The 16190-nt window shown below is 41.4% G+C and carries 14 protein-coding genes; 2 read left to right on the forward strand and 12 right to left on the reverse strand.

Annotated features, from left to right (window positions below; all coding sequences use genetic code 11):
- Window positions 1-118: 118 nt before the first annotated feature.
- Window positions 119-616 carry a hypothetical protein gene (locus ABM313_RS17730; RefSeq protein ID WP_434684481.1) on the reverse strand — a complete coding sequence of 166 codons (498 nt, stop codon included), beginning with the start codon at window positions 614-616 and terminating at the stop codon, window positions 119-121.
- A gap of 768 nt (window positions 617-1384) precedes the next feature.
- Between ABM313_RS17730 and ABM313_RS17735 the strand changes: the two genes are divergently transcribed.
- Window positions 1385-1930 (forward strand): NYN domain-containing protein, encoded by a 546-nt coding sequence (locus tag ABM313_RS17735; RefSeq protein ID WP_434684482.1) that lies wholly within the window; start codon window positions 1385-1387, stop codon window positions 1928-1930.
- On the opposite strand, the gene ABM313_RS17740 is transcribed toward ABM313_RS17735, so the two are convergent.
- Both ABM313_RS17740 and ABM313_RS17745 read right to left on the reverse strand, forming a co-directional pair.
- On the reverse strand, window positions 1927-3477 hold the full coding sequence (locus ABM313_RS17740) for an adenylate/guanylate cyclase domain-containing protein (RefSeq protein WP_434684483.1): 1551 nt from the start codon (window positions 3475-3477) through the stop codon (window positions 1927-1929). The genes ABM313_RS17735 and ABM313_RS17740 overlap by 4 nt on opposite strands.
- Window positions 3474-4529: a molybdopterin-dependent oxidoreductase gene (locus tag ABM313_RS17745; protein WP_434684484.1), complete on the reverse strand. Its 1056-nt coding sequence runs from the start codon at window positions 4527-4529 to the stop codon at window positions 3474-3476. Before ABM313_RS17745 ends, ABM313_RS17740 begins: the two co-directional genes overlap by 4 nt.
- Window positions 4530-5171: 642 nt before the next feature.
- On the opposite strand from ABM313_RS17745, the gene ABM313_RS17750 reads away from it, so the two are divergent.
- Entirely contained in the window at window positions 5172-5768 is a 597-nt protein-coding gene (locus ABM313_RS17750) for a Uma2 family endonuclease (protein ID WP_434684485.1), read from the forward strand.
- A gap of 50 nt (window positions 5769-5818) precedes the next feature.
- Here ABM313_RS17750 and ABM313_RS17755 read toward each other — a convergent pair whose 3' ends face one another.
- The 9 genes from ABM313_RS17755 to sfsA form a co-directional block, all read right to left on the reverse strand.
- Window positions 5819-7447, reverse strand: coding sequence for a B12-binding domain-containing radical SAM protein (locus ABM313_RS17755; protein WP_434684486.1), 1629 nt, complete (start codon window positions 7445-7447; stop codon window positions 5819-5821).
- Window positions 7448-7637: 190 nt separating this feature from the next.
- Window positions 7638-9224, reverse strand: a complete 1587-nt coding sequence (locus ABM313_RS17760; RefSeq protein ID WP_434684487.1) for a B12-binding domain-containing radical SAM protein — start codon at window positions 9222-9224, stop codon at window positions 7638-7640.
- 66 nt (window positions 9225-9290) lie between these two features.
- Window positions 9291-9755, reverse strand: a complete 465-nt coding sequence (locus ABM313_RS17765) for a YlqD family protein (protein WP_434684488.1) — start codon at window positions 9753-9755, stop codon at window positions 9291-9293.
- Between the two features lie 61 nt (window positions 9756-9816).
- Window positions 9817-11694 (reverse strand): AMP-dependent synthetase/ligase, encoded by a 1878-nt coding sequence (locus ABM313_RS17770; RefSeq protein ID WP_434684489.1) that lies wholly within the window; start codon window positions 11692-11694, stop codon window positions 9817-9819.
- Window positions 11695-11814: 120 nt separating this feature from the next.
- Window positions 11815-12921: a hypothetical protein gene (locus tag ABM313_RS17775; protein WP_434684490.1), complete on the reverse strand. Its 1107-nt coding sequence runs from the start codon at window positions 12919-12921 to the stop codon at window positions 11815-11817.
- A 56-nt stretch (window positions 12922-12977) separates the two neighbouring features.
- The gene (locus ABM313_RS17780; protein ID WP_434684491.1) at window positions 12978-13775 is read right to left on the reverse strand and encodes a Uma2 family endonuclease; all 798 of its coding nucleotides are present in this window, start codon (window positions 13773-13775) and stop codon (window positions 12978-12980) included.
- A gap of 181 nt (window positions 13776-13956) precedes the next feature.
- Window positions 13957-14181, reverse strand: coding sequence for an Hfq-related RNA-binding protein (locus ABM313_RS17785; protein WP_434684492.1), 225 nt, complete (start codon window positions 14179-14181; stop codon window positions 13957-13959).
- A 217-nt stretch (window positions 14182-14398) separates the two neighbouring features.
- Window positions 14399-14923, reverse strand: a complete 525-nt coding sequence (locus tag ABM313_RS17790; RefSeq protein ID WP_434684493.1) for a hypothetical protein — start codon at window positions 14921-14923, stop codon at window positions 14399-14401.
- A 491-nt stretch (window positions 14924-15414) separates the two neighbouring features.
- Entirely contained in the window at window positions 15415-16131 is a 717-nt protein-coding gene (sfsA, locus tag ABM313_RS17795) for a DNA/RNA nuclease SfsA (protein WP_434684494.1), read from the reverse strand.
- Between the last annotated feature and the right edge of the window lie 59 nt (window positions 16132-16190).

Here is a 16190-nt window from a genome sequence, read left to right on the forward strand (position 1 = left end):
TAAATTTTTAATAAATTAAAAAGCTATTTTAAAGTTATTCAGAATCCAATTTAAATGTCAATTCTATTAACTCCTATTAACGCCAAAGACTAAGAATCAACTCTCCTAATTAATCATACTAATCTTCACCAAAAACTTTGGTATATCCTACATAACCTATTAGGAGAACTATTGCCAAAATTATTAAAAATGAGTTAAAAGGCAAGTATGAAAAGAAATATAAATGAATCCTACCAGAAATCCATGATAAAAACATGAATACCATTGACATAAACATTAAGCCTTGGATGAATTTAAATGCTGGAATCCGACCAAGTGGCATCCGTTTTTTTGCAAGAATAATCGAACAGATGACGTGGTAAGGAGCAGATAAAAGTAACAAAACATCAGCTTCTTTTCCTAATTTCCCCCAACCTCCAGTATTGCTGGCATAGGCTATGTAACCAGCAAACACAATGGCTACTAATGCAGATATACTCAAATTTACACTTAGTACATAGGGTTCTTCTTTAGTTCCAGGAACAATTAAACAAATAAAGTAAGCAATCCAAGGAGATAAAAATACTAATAAAAGAATGGGTATTTTATAGAGCGTTAAAAGGCTTTCTATGGTCATAAAACTCTCCTTGATTTAAAATTTTTTCTAACTTACAGTGCTTTGCACTTTCTCAAAATCCAAGGAACTTTTAAGAGTGTTGCGAAGCAACACTCTTAAAAGTTCCTTATACTACATGAAGCATAAACAGTTTGTATTAGTTATAAATCTCAACAACAATATCTAGGATTTATACAGTCTAATTCTGTAAAATTTGCATAATTACGGAGCTATTAAGCAAATTATGCCGAGATTATTTTTAAAATTACCCCATAACTTAAAAAGATGTCAAATTTGCTAATGGCATAGCATGAGCTATTTGAGTTAAGGCATCAGACCTAAAATATGAAGTACGCCACGAAGTGCCACACTTCATATTTTAGGTCTGAATGGAGGCTAAAGCAGCAATAATTCATTTATAGAAAAAGTACGGGCTAGCCAACAACACATCAGGCTTTGGCTGAGCAAAGCCTGATGTATTGTTTAGAAATATGAGAAAGTGCTTTGCAATTTTTCATATTTCTAAAATTTTTTGAATGATTTGCTTGCAACCCTTTCAAAAAATTTCTTGTACTACATAAAGCCTAAACAGGCTGTATAGAAAATGTAGCCAATTATGTTAGGACAAACTCAAAACAACAAAAGAGAGTTGCAGTACGCCGAAACTCTCTTTTGTTGTTTATGTCTTAACTAATTGGCTATAGCTATATTTGATCCGAGACAAATGCAACATTTGTAAAGTCTAATGTCAGAATTGAAATAAGTAATTCTAACTAGCGGTCTAATACTATGTCTTCGGAACATCCACCAGTTATGTTGGTGGACGCTTATAACGTGATTGGACTATGGCGGCATTTGCAGGAAATTAGAGATCTGCAAGGGTTTGACATTGCCCGATCGCATTTAACCGAGACAATGGTCAACTTTAGTGCTTATCACGGCTATAAGACCACATTAGTATTTGATGCTTATGTACAAGCAACCCCTGCGAAATCTGAAAAGATTACCAAAAATCTGAAACTATATTTCACCGATCATAACGAAACTGCGGATACTTATATCGAGCGTCAATGTGGCAAATACCGACGCGATCCACTGAGGCATTTAAAACGCATCATTGTCGTCACTTCCGATCGCGCTCAACAACTCACCGCTGTTGGGTTTGGGGCTGAGTGGCTATCAGCAACCGCATTAGAACAGGAAGTGGAAGCAACTCTGCGATCCGTACAAAGCCGTCAAAGACCGCAAAAGGCAAATACAAATAATCTTCTGGGTAATCGCATCGATAGCGCTACTAAAGATAAATTAGCCAAGTGGAGAAATAGGCTAAATTAATCTAATTTGAGTCGATACAGCTTAATAGCCGTTTCTTTTCCTTTCACTTTTACCGATTCGTCAACTATCTCCAAATGAAAATCTTCTGGATGCTCTAAGGCTGCCACAACTGCATCAGTGATCAAAATTTCACAATTATAATTCTTCGTTAAACCCTCAACCCGCGACGAGACATTCACGGCATCGCCAATCACAGTTGAATCAATACGAGAAGTAAATCCAACAGTTCCCATTACCACTTCACCTCGATGCATTCCAATCCCACTCGCAATAGTTCTCAAGCCTAATAGTTCTCTTTTTTGATTGAACTTTTTGAGCGCTAATTGCATGGCGATCGCTGCTTTCAAAGCACTATCGGTATGATTTTCATCAAATAACGCCATCACTGCATCACCGATGTATTTGTCAATAAAGCCGCCATATTCATCGATCGCATCGCCGACATAGGCAATATATTCATTTAAAAACTTGAATGTTTCTTCAGGAGTTTGAGATTCTGATAGCGCTGTATATCCCCGAATGTCTGAAAAAAGAATTGTGATATTGTGCTTGGCATATTCACCAACAGCAATGTTTTCAATGCCTCGTGGCGCTATCACTTGTAAAAATTTTTCGGGGACAAATCTCTCAAAGGAGTCTAAAGTTTTTTGCAGCTTGCCAAAAGAAGCTTGTAATGAATCCGACATATCGTTAAAAGATCTACCTAATGCGCCTAGTTCATCTTGGCTATGGATCGTCACACGGTGATCTAGCTCTCCAGATGCAAGCCGCGAAGCACTTTCACGCAATCGCAAAATTGGCTGACTCAAGATCCAAGATAGATAATAAGCGGCGATAATGCCTAAGAATAAAGCGATCGCGCCTACAGCCAAGGTCTTAGTCACTGCATTAACAATTTGTCCATCCATACGCCGCAGAGTAATTCCTACTCGAAAGGTTCCATTCGCTACCTCATTGTGAAAAGGAATATCGATCGCTGCCTCAATGATTCTCTCTCCTCTTTTGGCTCGCAATGTATTCGGTGGAAAATCAATATCACGCAGTAAATATGTCTCAGCAATTCTTGCCTTGAGGCTAGCTTTAGGTTTTTCCTGTCCATCGCGAATTGCAACTTTGCTCACTGCGACTGGCACTAAGTCGGTCATAAACTGTCCCGCGATTTCTGCTGGTGCAGCGGACACAATTTGATGATTTTCACGGCGATCGCTGACAATGACGTAAACAAAATCCTCATTACTTTGCATAATCAAATTCATTTTCGTCCGCATATTTGCCCAGTTTCTATCTGCTAACTCTAACTGAAGAGTTTGCCCAAACGCCGCAGCAAAGGATTCTACTTGTTGAATTTTTTGCTGTCGATAGAATTCCATCTCATTAGTTGCCCATAACCAAATTATCGCGGTGACGACCATCAAAATCAGCAAGGTAATTGCTGTAATCATGCGAGTCTGAATCGAACGAAATAGAATTAACTTTTTCTGTCCCAAGCGCTTTTTAGTGCGTTGCTGGAACTGCCAAAATTTAGGTTTGGAGGCTATAAGTTTCATGACTTGATTTCCGCAGACTCAACTGAGATAGACTCGACAAAGGGCAGCCAAGCTAGATTCTTGACGGTCTCACTAGGACAGTTGTTGCCATAGGCGAGGGTAATTGGTCCCCCCTTGCTAGCAGGAATACTTTGGGAATCTGTTCCCCACTTGTACACCAGCATTACGTCACAGTCATTAACTAAGCTAGCGGGAATCTTGACCGATTTTTGAGGATCAAGATCATCCATAGACTTACGACGCACCCTAAGCACCGATTCATTATTCATAACTACATTTTGGCTACGGAGGATATCTCTTAGTTTGACTCCAATCAGGTCAACAGGTTCATATTTCCAACCAATTTGGTATCCAACTAGTGTCGTTATTTTATGGGTTGGCAATTTTTCTAGGTCGGCAAGTTCTAGAGTCGCTTTTTCAACTCTCAGTCGCAAAGGCTCAGTTCCGACAATTAAATGCGTCACATAATGCACCCAGCGTTGTTTATCGATTTCTCCTTGCGGTGAATTAGCGTCTCTAAAATATGCTAGGTGAATTGGTCCACCTTCATTACGCCGAATTCGTTTGCCAGCCTCTAAAATTGTCAATAAACCTTGATTGCGATACACATCTTTGATCGCGATCGTGGTGTAGTATGCATCCGCCGCAACAACTGTTAGCTCCTCAACACCAGAGTTAATGATCGCTTTTTCTAATAACTTTTGTACAGAAATACCTTGAAATTCATGTGGCGTAGTAATAGCTCCTGGGTGAGGATTGATACTGATGAATTTAGTGTCAGCAAGAGCTTCAATTTCTGCCCATTTGAGGGTGATTGGTTTCTGAACTTGCCCTTGGACTCTAATGATCCAATTATCAGTTAAGTTAGAGCCATAGGTTTCAGTGAGGCGCGAGTTCTCAGCGATCGCTTCTTTGTGCCATTGAGTCAACTGATCGTTTGAGACTTGCGATTGACATCCCATAAGCAAAGTCAAGATCAAACATAGGCTAAGACTAAGGATAATCCATTGGATAAAGCGTTTGATATTTGTTAACCAGATCATAAAATTCATGTAAATCTAGAACACCAAAATCCAAATCAAGTTCTTCTTCATGAACATCTATAGCATTCCTACAAGCAATTACCGATCAAATGAATCACAAGAGATTTTTTGAAAGTATTGCAAAGCAATACTTTCAAAAAATCTCTTGGTTTGGGTTTGAGTGCAAAGCGCTGTAAATAAATGCGGACTTTACTATGATCAGATCTTACTGTTGCAGTCTATTTTGAGATAACGACCATAATGCGTAAAAAACAATAATTTTTTATTCGTTATATAGCTACCGCCACTCGTGTTAGGACAAAACCAAAACCCAAGAAGAGAATTGCGGTGCTTCGCACCGCAATTCTCTTCTTGGGTTTTATGTACTAATACACTTGGCGACAGCTATATAGCGCTTTTCAAGCAAGCGAGGTACATAGGTTTGGTTCTCCGCCGAAGGCGGAGAACCAAACCTGTAATTCACTAGACTGATAAAAGCTACATGACAACACAAGTTTTGATTAGGATATAAAACCCAAAATAGTAAACACAAAGCACCACTGTTAATCTTTGGGATTTTGATTTGTCTTCACTAAATTTATCTGAATCCCGAATTCTGATGATAAGAGATGCTTGATATAATGACTGCATCGCTCCGATTAGGAAACCATTATGACTCCAGTGATCGCACCTCCTGATCTCTCAGCCAACGCCCCAGAGGGAAAACTTCTCTGGACAAGCGCCGACCTCGAACTATTGCCTGACAACGGCAACCGTTATGAAATTATTGAAGGAGAACTTTACGTGACTAGAGCGCCCCACTGGAACCATCAAACTACCTGTGGTAATTTTTACTTCGAGCTAAAAACTTGGTCAAAAATAACAGGATTGGGTTATGCCGCAGTGGGTGCAGGTGTAATTTTTGGCAACAAGGATGATGTTATTCCTGATGTAGTGTGGATCAGTAAAGAAAAATATGAAGCTTTAATTGATCAATCTGGACACTTACTTGGTGCGCCTGATCTGGCAATTGAGGTGCTATCGGCGGGAACAGATAATGAAAAGCGCGATCGTGAAGTTAAGTTAAAGCTCTATTCATCACAGGGAGTCTTGGAATATTGGATCGCAGATTGGCGAGAAAAGAAACTCCAAATCTATCGCCGCGAAAATGGTGTTCTCAAATTAGCTATGACTCTATTTGTGACTGATACGCTCACTTCCCCATTATTACCAGAATTTGCTTGTCCCCTAACTCAGATTTTTGAATAAAGCAAAAGCGGCGCGAAGCGCCACTTTTGCTTAAGTTGAAATTGAGATCGCTACTTTATTTCTTGCAGGTCTGGCTCTTTCTCTACTGGTTGAATCTTTGGTAAAACCTTGGGCTGAAGTACAGGAGGATTAGCGAGATAATCTGCTAGTTGTGCTTCGATCTGTTCACGCACAATCGAACGATATTCGAGGAAATGCTCACCCTGAGCGCAAACCGATAGATAGCTGGTGACGACATTTGGATAACGCTTCATCAAGTCAAAAAGATTAATCCAGAATTGGAAACGGGTTTTGCGAACAAAACCTTGTCGCCAGCAGAGAATTAGTAAGGCTCGGATTGCCGTCCAATCAGTTTTCTTCTTTTGATCGGTTTTCTCACGCTTGATGCGCTTGTAAGGCGACTCACCCAAAATCAAGAAATGGCGATAGGTGCGATTGAGAAAGACTAGTGGATCGTAAAGAGTCCAGAAAGCATGAACATACTCAGTGGCAATATCTTCTAAAGGACGAGTGGGCATAAAGTTCATCAAAGTGGTTTGATGCCCATTACTATTCTGGGTAATCATCCGTCCTTCCTTATTCAAACGATGCCATAAACCAGTATCAGGCAAAGCTTGCAGCATACTGAATAGCGCCGTAGGAACTGCCGTGAGTTCCACAAACTGGACAATGCGATCGCCTGCTCCTTTCTTCTCACCATCAAAGCCGATGATAAATCCTGCCATCACTCGAATCCCAGCTCTGGCTATATTAATCACTGATTCTGAAAGCGGATCGCGATTGTTTTGGAACTTCTTGGTGAGCGCTAGACTATCCGTATCAGGGGTTTCAATGCCAAGGAACACCGATCCAAAATTACATTCCACCATCATCTGCATCATTTCAGGATCTTGGGCAAGATCGACCGATGCTTCGGTGGCAAATGAGAAGGGATAATTACGCTCCTTCATCCAAGGTTTTAGCTCTTGGAGCATCACTTTCACGTTGCGCTTGTTGCCGATAAAGTTATCATCAACCATGAAAATACTCCGTCTCCAGCCAAGATCGTAGAGACATTGCAGTTCTGCCAGAATCTGAGCAGGAGTCTTAGTGCGGGGCTTACGTCCATAGAGTACGATGATGTCGCAAAATTCGCATTGGAATGGGCAACCGCGAGAGAACTGCACCGACATTTCCGCATAACGGTTCATTTCGAGCAAGTCAAACCGAGGAATCGGCGTATCCGTAACCGCAGGCTTTTCACCATTAGCTCGCAAAATACCACTGCGATCGCCTCTTTGGATTGCCTCGACAAACATCGGTAACGTAATTTCCCCCTCATCGAGAATCAAGAAATCTGCCCCTGAAACCTTCGCTTCTTCAGGTAAAGCGGTGGGATAGGGACCACCCACAGCAACTAATTTACCGCGCTTTTTCGCCTCTTGAATTTGAGCAAGAAAGTCATTTTTCTGCACGATCATCGCTGAGAGAATTACCACTTCCGCCCATTCCCATTCGGCTTCAGTGATATCACGCACATTACGATCAACCAGTTTAAATTCCCAAGTCTGAGGTAAGATCGCGGCAACCGTAACCATGCCGAGGGGTGGAAGCTGAGCCTTATAACCAACTAATTCCAGTGTTTTCTCAAATGACCAGAAGCTTTTCGGAAATAACGGATAGACGAGTAAAACACGCATTATATTTGGGGGTTAATTTATAGAATTAGAAAAGCTGTGTTTTACGCTATGCTTAGAACACAACTTTTTTGAGACAAAGAAAAACCCTTTCTAAATTCCTGCTAATAAGACTTGCTCATTAACAAGAATTAAAAAGGGTTATGGTAGAAAATCAGAATATTGCACATAGCGAAATATTCTGATTTATGGACTAGCTTGCTAGATCTAGTTCTCTTTCAGGAACAGCTTTGAGAAGTTGCAATCGTTCTTCTTCTTCCCAGTACGCAGTTAACTGTGATTCAATTTCACGACGCACGATGTCACGGTATTCCATGAAGTGTTCGTTGTGAGCGCAAACGATCAGGTAATGTTCCCACACCGCAGGATTTTTCTTGATCATGCTAAACAGATGATGCCAGAACTTCCAACGGGTATTACGCTTGATCCCTTGTCGCCAGACAATAATTGCTAATGCCTTGAGGTCGGTAAGAGTAGGCAGTTTGGCTGCGACTTTAACTCTTGGCGCACCTAGTTTTAGAAAATAGCTATAAACGCGATCAAGGTAAGCGTGCGGCTCGTACAAAGCGCAGAAGGCTTCCACATATTCACGAGCAATCTCTTCGACTGGGCGCGTTGGCTCGAAATTCATCAAGGTGGTTTGATTTAAGTTCCCATTTTGAGTTCGCAAACGACCTTCTTTTTCGAGTCGATGCCAGAGAGCCGTATGGGGTAAAGCTTGCAACATCGCGAATGTTGTTGTAGGAATGCCTGTTAGTTCGGCAAATCTCACAATGCGATCGCCTGCACCTTTTTTCTCACCATCAAAGCCGATGATGAAGCCTGCCATGACGCGAATCCCTGTTTTCGTAATCGCTTCGACGGAATCCAGTAGCGATGACCTTGTATTTTGAAACTTTTTGGTCATCTGTAAGCTATCTTCATCGGGGGTCTCAATACCAAGGAACACCGCATCAAAATAGCATTCCACCATCAAATCCATTAGTTCTTGATCGGCGGCTAGATCGATGGAAGCTTCGGTATTAAAGCGGAAGGGATAGCCATGCTCTTTTTGCCATTCCTTCAGTTCGAGCAGGAGTAAGCGGACATTGCGCTTGTTGCCGATGAAGTTATCATCGACCATAAACACACCACGCCGCCAGCCAAGGCTATACAAATAATCCAGTTCGGCGAGTAACTGAGCAGGGGTCTTAGTGCGAGGCTTGCGTCCGTACAGTACGATAATGTCGCAAAATTCGCACTGGAAGGGGCAACCACGCGAGAACTGCACCGACATTGAGTCATAGGCATCAAACTCTAATAAATCAAAGCGTGGTACGGGTGTACTTGTGACATCAGGCTTTTCACTAGTGCGGAAAATGCCACTAGTTTCACCATTGGAGATCGCCTCAACAAACATCGGTAACGTAATTTCACCTTCATCCAAAATCAGATAGTCCACACCTGCGGCTTGAGGCTCTTCAGGCATTGAAGTGGGATAGGGACCACCGCAAGCAACTTTTTTACCGCGACGTTTCGCTTCTTTGATTAAGGACAATAAATCATCTTTCTGGACAATCATTGCCGACAGAATCACCATATCCGCCCATTGCCACTCTGCTTCAGTAATTGAGCGTACATTACGATCAACTAGTTTAAAGTTCCATTCTTGGGGCAAAATTGCGGCAACAGTAATCAAACCTAGAGGAGGTAGTAACACTTTACGATTTACTAGCTCTAGGATTTTTTCGTAAGACCAAAATGTTTTTGGAAAAAGTGGGTAAACCAGTAGAACGTTCATGCCTTTTTTTAGGTAAGTGGGCGGATAATCTTAATCGCATCCCCCAATGGGGGACGCGATTAAGATTTAGACAGCAGGGAAACCAGTACGGATATCTTCGATTACACCATCGCGGAGGACTATTTCCACGCGCATCTGAGCAATCAAATTATCACCCTTGCCAGCAGGGAAGTAGCTGTCAAGTTGCCCTTGAGAAACTTCTTGTTCAAGTTCCAGATTTTGAACTTGGGTTAATTGCGTGAGTAATTGATTCTTTTGGTCTAGTAATTCGGCTTTAACCCGATTCATTTCTGCACGAATACCTTCGATCGCATTGGAAACTTCGGCAGAAAATGGTTTGATGCTTTGGCGCTCAATTTCATTGATTTGGCGTGAGCCTTGAGCATCGACTTGCTGCACTTGAGCATCAAGTTGAGCAATTTGCTGTTGCAGTTGTTGCTGCATTTCCTCTTTCCAGCGCTGCGTCACTATGACTTGGATATTGGCGGTACGACGCAATAAGAGCTGATTAGAAAAATCGATCGAATTCACACTTATCTCCAGTTTGCTAAGTTTTTTGTAAGCATAACTAACGCTTTATATTAGCGATGCTTTAGTTGGTAAACATTTTGACAATAATATCTTGATAACGCTCAAATACGATGTTACGTCGGATCTTGAATGTTTGCGTTAGGAAGCCATTATCGATTGTAAAGGGTTCAGGCAAGAACTCAAAAACCCCGATGCGATCATTAATGCTATATCCTGGGCGGTTTTGGACTTCGCGATTGAGTTCTTCACGGTAAAGATTCCGAATTTTTGAATTATTCAACTCAGGTAAAATGTCGGCAAGATTAGAATCAGTAGGAATTAATCCTGCGGCTTCTAGTGCTGAGAGATTGGGAACGATCAAAACCCCTAACTGCTTTTGGTCTTGCCCCACTAGTACCACTTGGTCAATGTAAGGACTACGAATACATGCATCTTCAATTGGTTGGGGTTCAATATTTTCACCATTGGTTAGCACAATCGTATCCTTAGCCCGACCTGTGATTACCAAGTCATCCCATTTGCTGACATAGCCTAAATCGCCTGTGTCAAACCAGCCCTGCGGATCGATCGCCTTGGCTGTAGCTTCAGGATTTTTGTAATAACCCTTCATCACCTGTGGACCACGAATTAGGACTAATCCCTGTTGTCCAACTGGGACATCGGCTCTAGTGGACATATCAACAATCCGAGTTTCCGTATTAGGAAATGGCTGTCCATCTCCACCACGAATATTGCGATGGGGACGACGCACATGGGTAATTGGTGAAGTTTCGGTCAAGCCATAGCCACCCAAAATTTCAATGCCAACAATTTCATAGAAGTCTTCGAGGTGTTCGGCGATCGAGCCGCCGCCACTGACGATGTATTTAAAATTGCCACCTGTTGCTTCGCGTACTTTTTGATAAACCAATTTATGACCAAGCCGATGAATTGCCCACAGTCCTAAAACTATCAGTGAGGCTTGCAATTTGTCGCCTAGAGAAGGATAGAGATTTTCGACATTTAAGCCTTGGACAACTCGTTTGGCGGTGATATATTTCTGGCTAGTTTTCAAGAAAAAATTCACTAAACGCTGTTTGCTCTCAGGTTGCTCGCGGAAGTTTTTCTGTACACCTTCATAGATTGACTCCCACAGACGGGGTACAGCAACCATGTAATGAGGTTTATGTTCCTTGAGATCTTTTTTAATGGTGCGGAGATTGGTGTAAATCTGAGTGCAACCTTGAGAAAAAATGAAATATTCAAAGGTACGCTCGTAGGAATGCCATGTTGGGAGAATACTCAGAACTTTTTCACCTACATTCAGTTGTAAGACCGATTGCGCCCCTTCAACTTCATACAAGAAATTTCCATGAGTAAGCATTACTCCCTTGGGGCGAGCAGTTGTACCTGATGTATAGATTAATGTGGCAAGGGTATCGCGTTGAATTGGGGGATTGCCTAAATCTTTACTACTACCTTTTTCGAGCAATTGCTGAAAGTTATAGGCTCCTTCAGGTGGGGTTTCGTCCGATAGCAAGACAATTTGCTTGACGGGTAATGTATGTAATTCAGGTTCTAGTTTTTTGAGGGTGGCAAGATTTTCGACGACGATCGCCACGCTATCGCTATGCTCAATGATGTAGAGCAATTCGCTACGTTCAGCTTGAGAACTGCGGGTAGCATTGGCTGCGCCGATCGCTAAAATTCCTTGGTCAGCAATCAACCACCTTGGCGAATTATCAGCAATTAGAGCTACCTTTTCTCCAAATTGGATGCCTAGCGATCGCAAGCCTGCCCCAAAAGCATTAATTTGCTCAAATGTATCTTTGTAAGAAACTCTGACAGGTGGTTTCGCATGGGGATCGTGGAGGGCGATCGTATCGGGATGAGCTTTTGCGCCTTGTTCCCATAGTTTCCAGAGACTAGAGGCTTGCGAAATAGGAAAGGATGTATCCATAAAATGCAGTAGCTTCACTAACTGTTTAATTATTTTTGATTACTAGAGCTTATAGTCAAAAACAAGCATTAACTTAATAATTGCATAATGCCTAAAATCATTGAGAATAATCAATGGTTCTCATTGGGGTTTCTCATAGATTTCTTTGAGTAACCCTTTCTGGTTACGACCACTTTTAGTTTTGCCACCGATCACTAGTAGCCATAATTCAGTGAATTGCCATTTGTATATTGGCATAGGATGTGCCGTCAAATTTCGTAATTTAGCAATTTGGTCAATTTTACTGGCTGCTTTTTGATTGCCTAAGAGCCAACTAGAAACAGGATGATCCCACTGTTCTAAAAATTCATTTACTAGTTGGCGATCGCTAGTTGATATTTTCTGATCGTTAATTTTGTGATAGTAAAGGCGATCGCGATCATCACTAGATAAACTATCTTTATTTAAAACTTCATCACTAAAAGTATCCCATTCCTTAGCAATCAGATATGGCAAACTGCCGATAGTATATCTCCCTCTATTTTTGAGAACTACTCCCGCAATTACAAAATCTCTTTGCATTGGATTTTGTTTGCAAAGAAAGTGATAGAAACTCTTATAAAAAGAATGGACTATTTCTCTTTCGACCACACTAGCAATATATAAACATGAGGGTTTGTAGTCTGAAAAATCCTCTGTAAAAATATCAGACTCAACTAAATATTTATGTTTATAGGCACTAAATAGATCGTTTTTGCTAGATGTTTCTAACTCTTGCCAAGCCTTTGATCCCAGCCTTTTAATTAGTTTTGATTCAGTCTCTTGCTCATCATAATTAAAGGTAGGAATATTTTGGCGATCGGATAAAGTTTTGATTTGTTCTCTCAGTTGTAAAATTTCACCCCGTTCTTCGTCTGACAGATTAGCTTTTTCTTTAAAAATGGCAATCTCTGCATTAAGCAAGCGAATTTCTTCATCTTTATCTTTAAGCAGTTTGTGTTTTTCAGCAAGATCGAGCGCATTTACAGCAGCTTTGATGAGGTTGTAATAGTTATTTTTTAAAATATCGACTTCCTGCGAAGTCGCCCGACTTTTACCGCGCAAAGCTGTTTTTTGCCCTTGCCTGACAGCTAAGATTTCGCCTTCATGATTGCGGATGCGTAATTCTTTACTCTCCCCTCGCTCATCAGAAAGCATCACAACCATGCATTCATACTTACGCTGACTGTAATAAAATTCCGCTTTCATGATTATTTAGATTGCTGATTCAAAAAGGCGGCGCTTTGAGCTACCTTTCTCATAATTCACTCTTGTAGCAATTCATCGGGGTTGATTCCTTGCGATCGCAAATAATTGGCTAACTTTTCAGCCCGTTCGTTTGCTTGCTCGGCACGTAGACGCTCTTGCTCTGCAACTTGTTTGGCTTGCTCAGCACGTAGACGCTCTTGCTCAACTAGCTCAACAGCCCAAGGCAAAATATTACCTAGCTCATCCCACCAGCGCAACCAATAGCCATCGCGTTGTTCTTTATGACCCTGCCACACACCCAAATACAACTTCATCGCCTCAATCCAAAAATGCCCTTCCGCATTTGGTTGAGCGAGTTCATAGCGATCGCCCTGTAGATAGTAGACCTCTAGCGCACCTGTAACTGGCTCAAAAATCACATATACAGGCACATGCAAAATCTGCTCATAAAAAAACCATTTGCCAAGGGGGAAAGTCCGTTTGACTGAATATTCGCCGCCATCGCTATGGGACAAAAATTCCATAACCACAGTCGGTGTCGCCCCTTCAAGTGTGGGTGTATAGCTACGGCGATCATGAATCGACTCATACTTTTGAACATCCGCGACATACAACCAATCAGGAGCCTTGATCGCGATCGTATCGTTGACCGTAGCGCACAACCCAAAGTTAGATGCAATCAACATCTCAGGTTGAATAAAACCTGCTAGTTCTAAGCTTTCACGCAATGCACCTGCCAAAAGCGGTTGCCCTTCATTTCCCACAGGTTCTTCCTCTAAAGGCAGATCGTCTGGCAATTTTTCCCACTTAATCACGAGGGGAGATTTGACAATAGAAGACGGTGTCAAAACCATATATCCTCCAAATCTAGTCAGTTAGTACACACGTGCCGCGTGAGTACTAACTGGTTACACAATAGAACCGTCCCAGAGATTTCAAAAGTTGGTAGTCAAGCAATGTAATTGTTTTGCAGGCGCAAAGCGCCCGCAAAACAATTACTAAAAAAATTACTTTGCAGCACTACCCAAAAGTTAATTAGCCTTTGATAAAGGCGATCGCATGTTGCCAAATCACGATCTTATGTCCCGATGCATCCATGCAAAGGCATTGATCATCAATCCAAACAATTTTGCCGCGGAGTTGATCGCCTGTGATTAGTTTGATCTCAACCTCATTTTTGTCGCGAATAATGGCATGAATGCGACGAATACTTGGCAAAGCGGTATTTAGTCCGATCTTGGTTGCTGTTGGTGCGCTCATCGTCTTACCTATGACAGTTTTACGAATATTATCATTTTAATTTGTAGGACTTACTCAAAATAAAGTCCCATTTTTTGTGGCGCGGCTACGCCGCGCCACAAAAAATGGGTTCTTTGGAGATAAAGACTAAGTAATATTGCTAATCCATAAAAATAAAAGCAGCCCTTGGGACTGCCTTTACTCTATTTTGTTGGGACATGATGGAAATAGCCTTTAACTAGAATCGTAATCCCAAACCAGTTTGTAAAGAAGTTGCCGATGTTCCAGGAGAATTACGATAGGCATCAAAAGCAAAAATTACATTACCAAATAGCACAAGATTACTATTAGGTACTGTGTAATCAATACCAGGTTGGATTACAAAACTATTTCTGTTACCTACTGGAGTGGTATCAACGGTATTTGAAAGCGCTACACCTGCACCAATATAAATATCAGTATCAAAGTTTAATGGCACATCAAAGGAAACAGTTGGTACAACTGCGGTGCTACTACCAATCAAAATTTGAGTTCTGACAGAAACAGGGAATTCTAGAAACTTATAACGTGCCGCAATTAGACCAGATGTACGAGAGCTTTCACCAGCACTGGAATTGCCACTTGTAAAGCCAAAGCTAGCACCTGCACCAACATAGCTACCATAAGCAGGCTGTGCTTGAGCTGATGGAACCGCGATCGCTGACAAGCAACCCACGGCAGTCAAGCCAAGCAAAATTTTATTTAGGTTAATTAGATTTTTCACAGATATCACTTCCTTGTGTGAGAAACGATTTACTTAGTTTTTTACTGATTTTGAATTTTTGTTTACAAATGAGTCGGTACTCGCTTGTAAACTGCTGTAGTTTTCGGAGTAACCCCGTCAGGGAGACAGACTATCACAAGTTGGAGAGTTTGGCGAAAGAATTTACGATAAATTCCGACAAACTAAGTGGAGATCAAAACACTCCACTTAGTTTGTCGGAAATATGGTTAAAATATCGCCCGACTGGAGATAGCAAAAATGCAGATAAGGTTGTATGGTTAAAGATCTATCTGGTGGCATCTGCTACAGATCAAAAACTTCTCTATATAAAACTTGTCTCTTGACCTATGGCAGAACTCGCAGTTTGTTTTGTTTTGAGTCTTGGTGTTCCTTACACATTCTGGAAAATTGTGAAACCTTTTACAGATATGTAACGACTTAACTCAAAAAAAGCAGAGGGGACGTTTTGCGTCCCTTTTGCTTTTTTGAGTCTAATCTACTAGCTCTGCTAAGCCGAGATAAGTAATTTTTGGCGGATTGATCGCAAATCGACAGGGTAAGACCTTCACACCTTTAGCGATCGCCTCTTTTAAAAGCCTTGCATATTCGGGATCAGCTTGTGCTCCTGCGGCAAAGCGATCGCAATCGCCACGATTAATAAAAAAGATTAAAGCAGCAAATGTATCTTCTGTAAGTACCGACATCAACTCGCGAATGTGCTTTTGTCCCCTCGTTGTTACCGTATCAGGAAATAACGCCAAGCTTCCCATACACCAAGTTGTATTTTTGACTTCCACATAGGTCTTTCGGAAAGTATCTTCTCCATTAGTTAATAAGAAATCAATACGGCTTTTTTCATTGCCATAGGTTACTTCGCCTTTGACGGTGTTGTATGGCTCTAACTCTGGTAATAAATGGCGATCAAGCATATGACCAATCACGCGATTGGGAAGACTCGTATTTATGCCAATCCATTGTTCATCTAGATAGATTGCCTCCCAACTATAAGCCAATTTACGTTTAGGACTAGGATGATAGGAAACTAAAACAGGACTTCCCAATTTGCATACACCTGTCATTGGACCTGTATTAGCACAGTGGGCGGTAATTACTTCGCCATTCTCTAATTCTATATCTGCAAAAAAACGTTTGTAGCGGCTGACAAGACGACCTGTGATTAGCTCAGAATAAGTATGGACTTGTGGCATTTTAAGTTTAATATGAACGGCGCAAAGCGCTGTTCATATTACCATGATGGGAAAGATAG

The sequence above is a fragment of the Pseudanabaena minima str. Chao 2107 genome (genome assembly GCF_051131155.1).
GTDB classification, from domain to species: domain Bacteria; phylum Cyanobacteriota; class Cyanobacteriia; order Pseudanabaenales; family Pseudanabaenaceae; genus Pseudanabaena; species Pseudanabaena minima.

Coding starts and splice junctions, on each gene's coding strand:
- ABM313_RS17730 (WP_434684481.1), bottom strand. CDS start 616: ATGACCATAGAAAGCCTTTTAACGCTCTATAAAATACCCATTCTTTTA.
- ABM313_RS17735 (WP_434684482.1), top strand. CDS start 1,385: ATGTCTTCGGAACATCCACCAGTTATGTTGGTGGACGCTTATAACGTG.
- ABM313_RS17740 (WP_434684483.1), bottom strand. CDS start 3,477: ATGAAACTTATAGCCTCCAAACCTAAATTTTGGCAGTTCCAGCAACGC.
- ABM313_RS17745 (WP_434684484.1), bottom strand. CDS start 4,529: ATGAATTTTATGATCTGGTTAACAAATATCAAACGCTTTATCCAATGG.
- ABM313_RS17750 (WP_434684485.1), top strand. CDS start 5,172: ATGACTCCAGTGATCGCACCTCCTGATCTCTCAGCCAACGCCCCAGAG.
- ABM313_RS17755 (WP_434684486.1), bottom strand. CDS start 7,447: ATGCGTGTTTTACTCGTCTATCCGTTATTTCCGAAAAGCTTCTGGTCA.
- ABM313_RS17760 (WP_434684487.1), bottom strand. CDS start 9,224: ATGAACGTTCTACTGGTTTACCCACTTTTTCCAAAAACATTTTGGTCT.
- ABM313_RS17770 (WP_434684489.1), bottom strand. CDS start 11,694: ATGGATACATCCTTTCCTATTTCGCAAGCCTCTAGTCTCTGGAAACTA.
- ABM313_RS17775 (WP_434684490.1), bottom strand. CDS start 12,921: ATGAAAGCGGAATTTTATTACAGTCAGCGTAAGTATGAATGCATGGTT.
- ABM313_RS17780 (WP_434684491.1), bottom strand. CDS start 13,775: ATGGTTTTGACACCGTCTTCTATTGTCAAATCTCCCCTCGTGATTAAG.
- ABM313_RS17785 (WP_434684492.1), bottom strand. CDS start 14,181: ATGAGCGCACCAACAGCAACCAAGATCGGACTAAATACCGCTTTGCCA.
- sfsA (WP_434684494.1), bottom strand. CDS start 16,131: ATGCCACAAGTCCATACTTATTCTGAGCTAATCACAGGTCGTCTTGTC.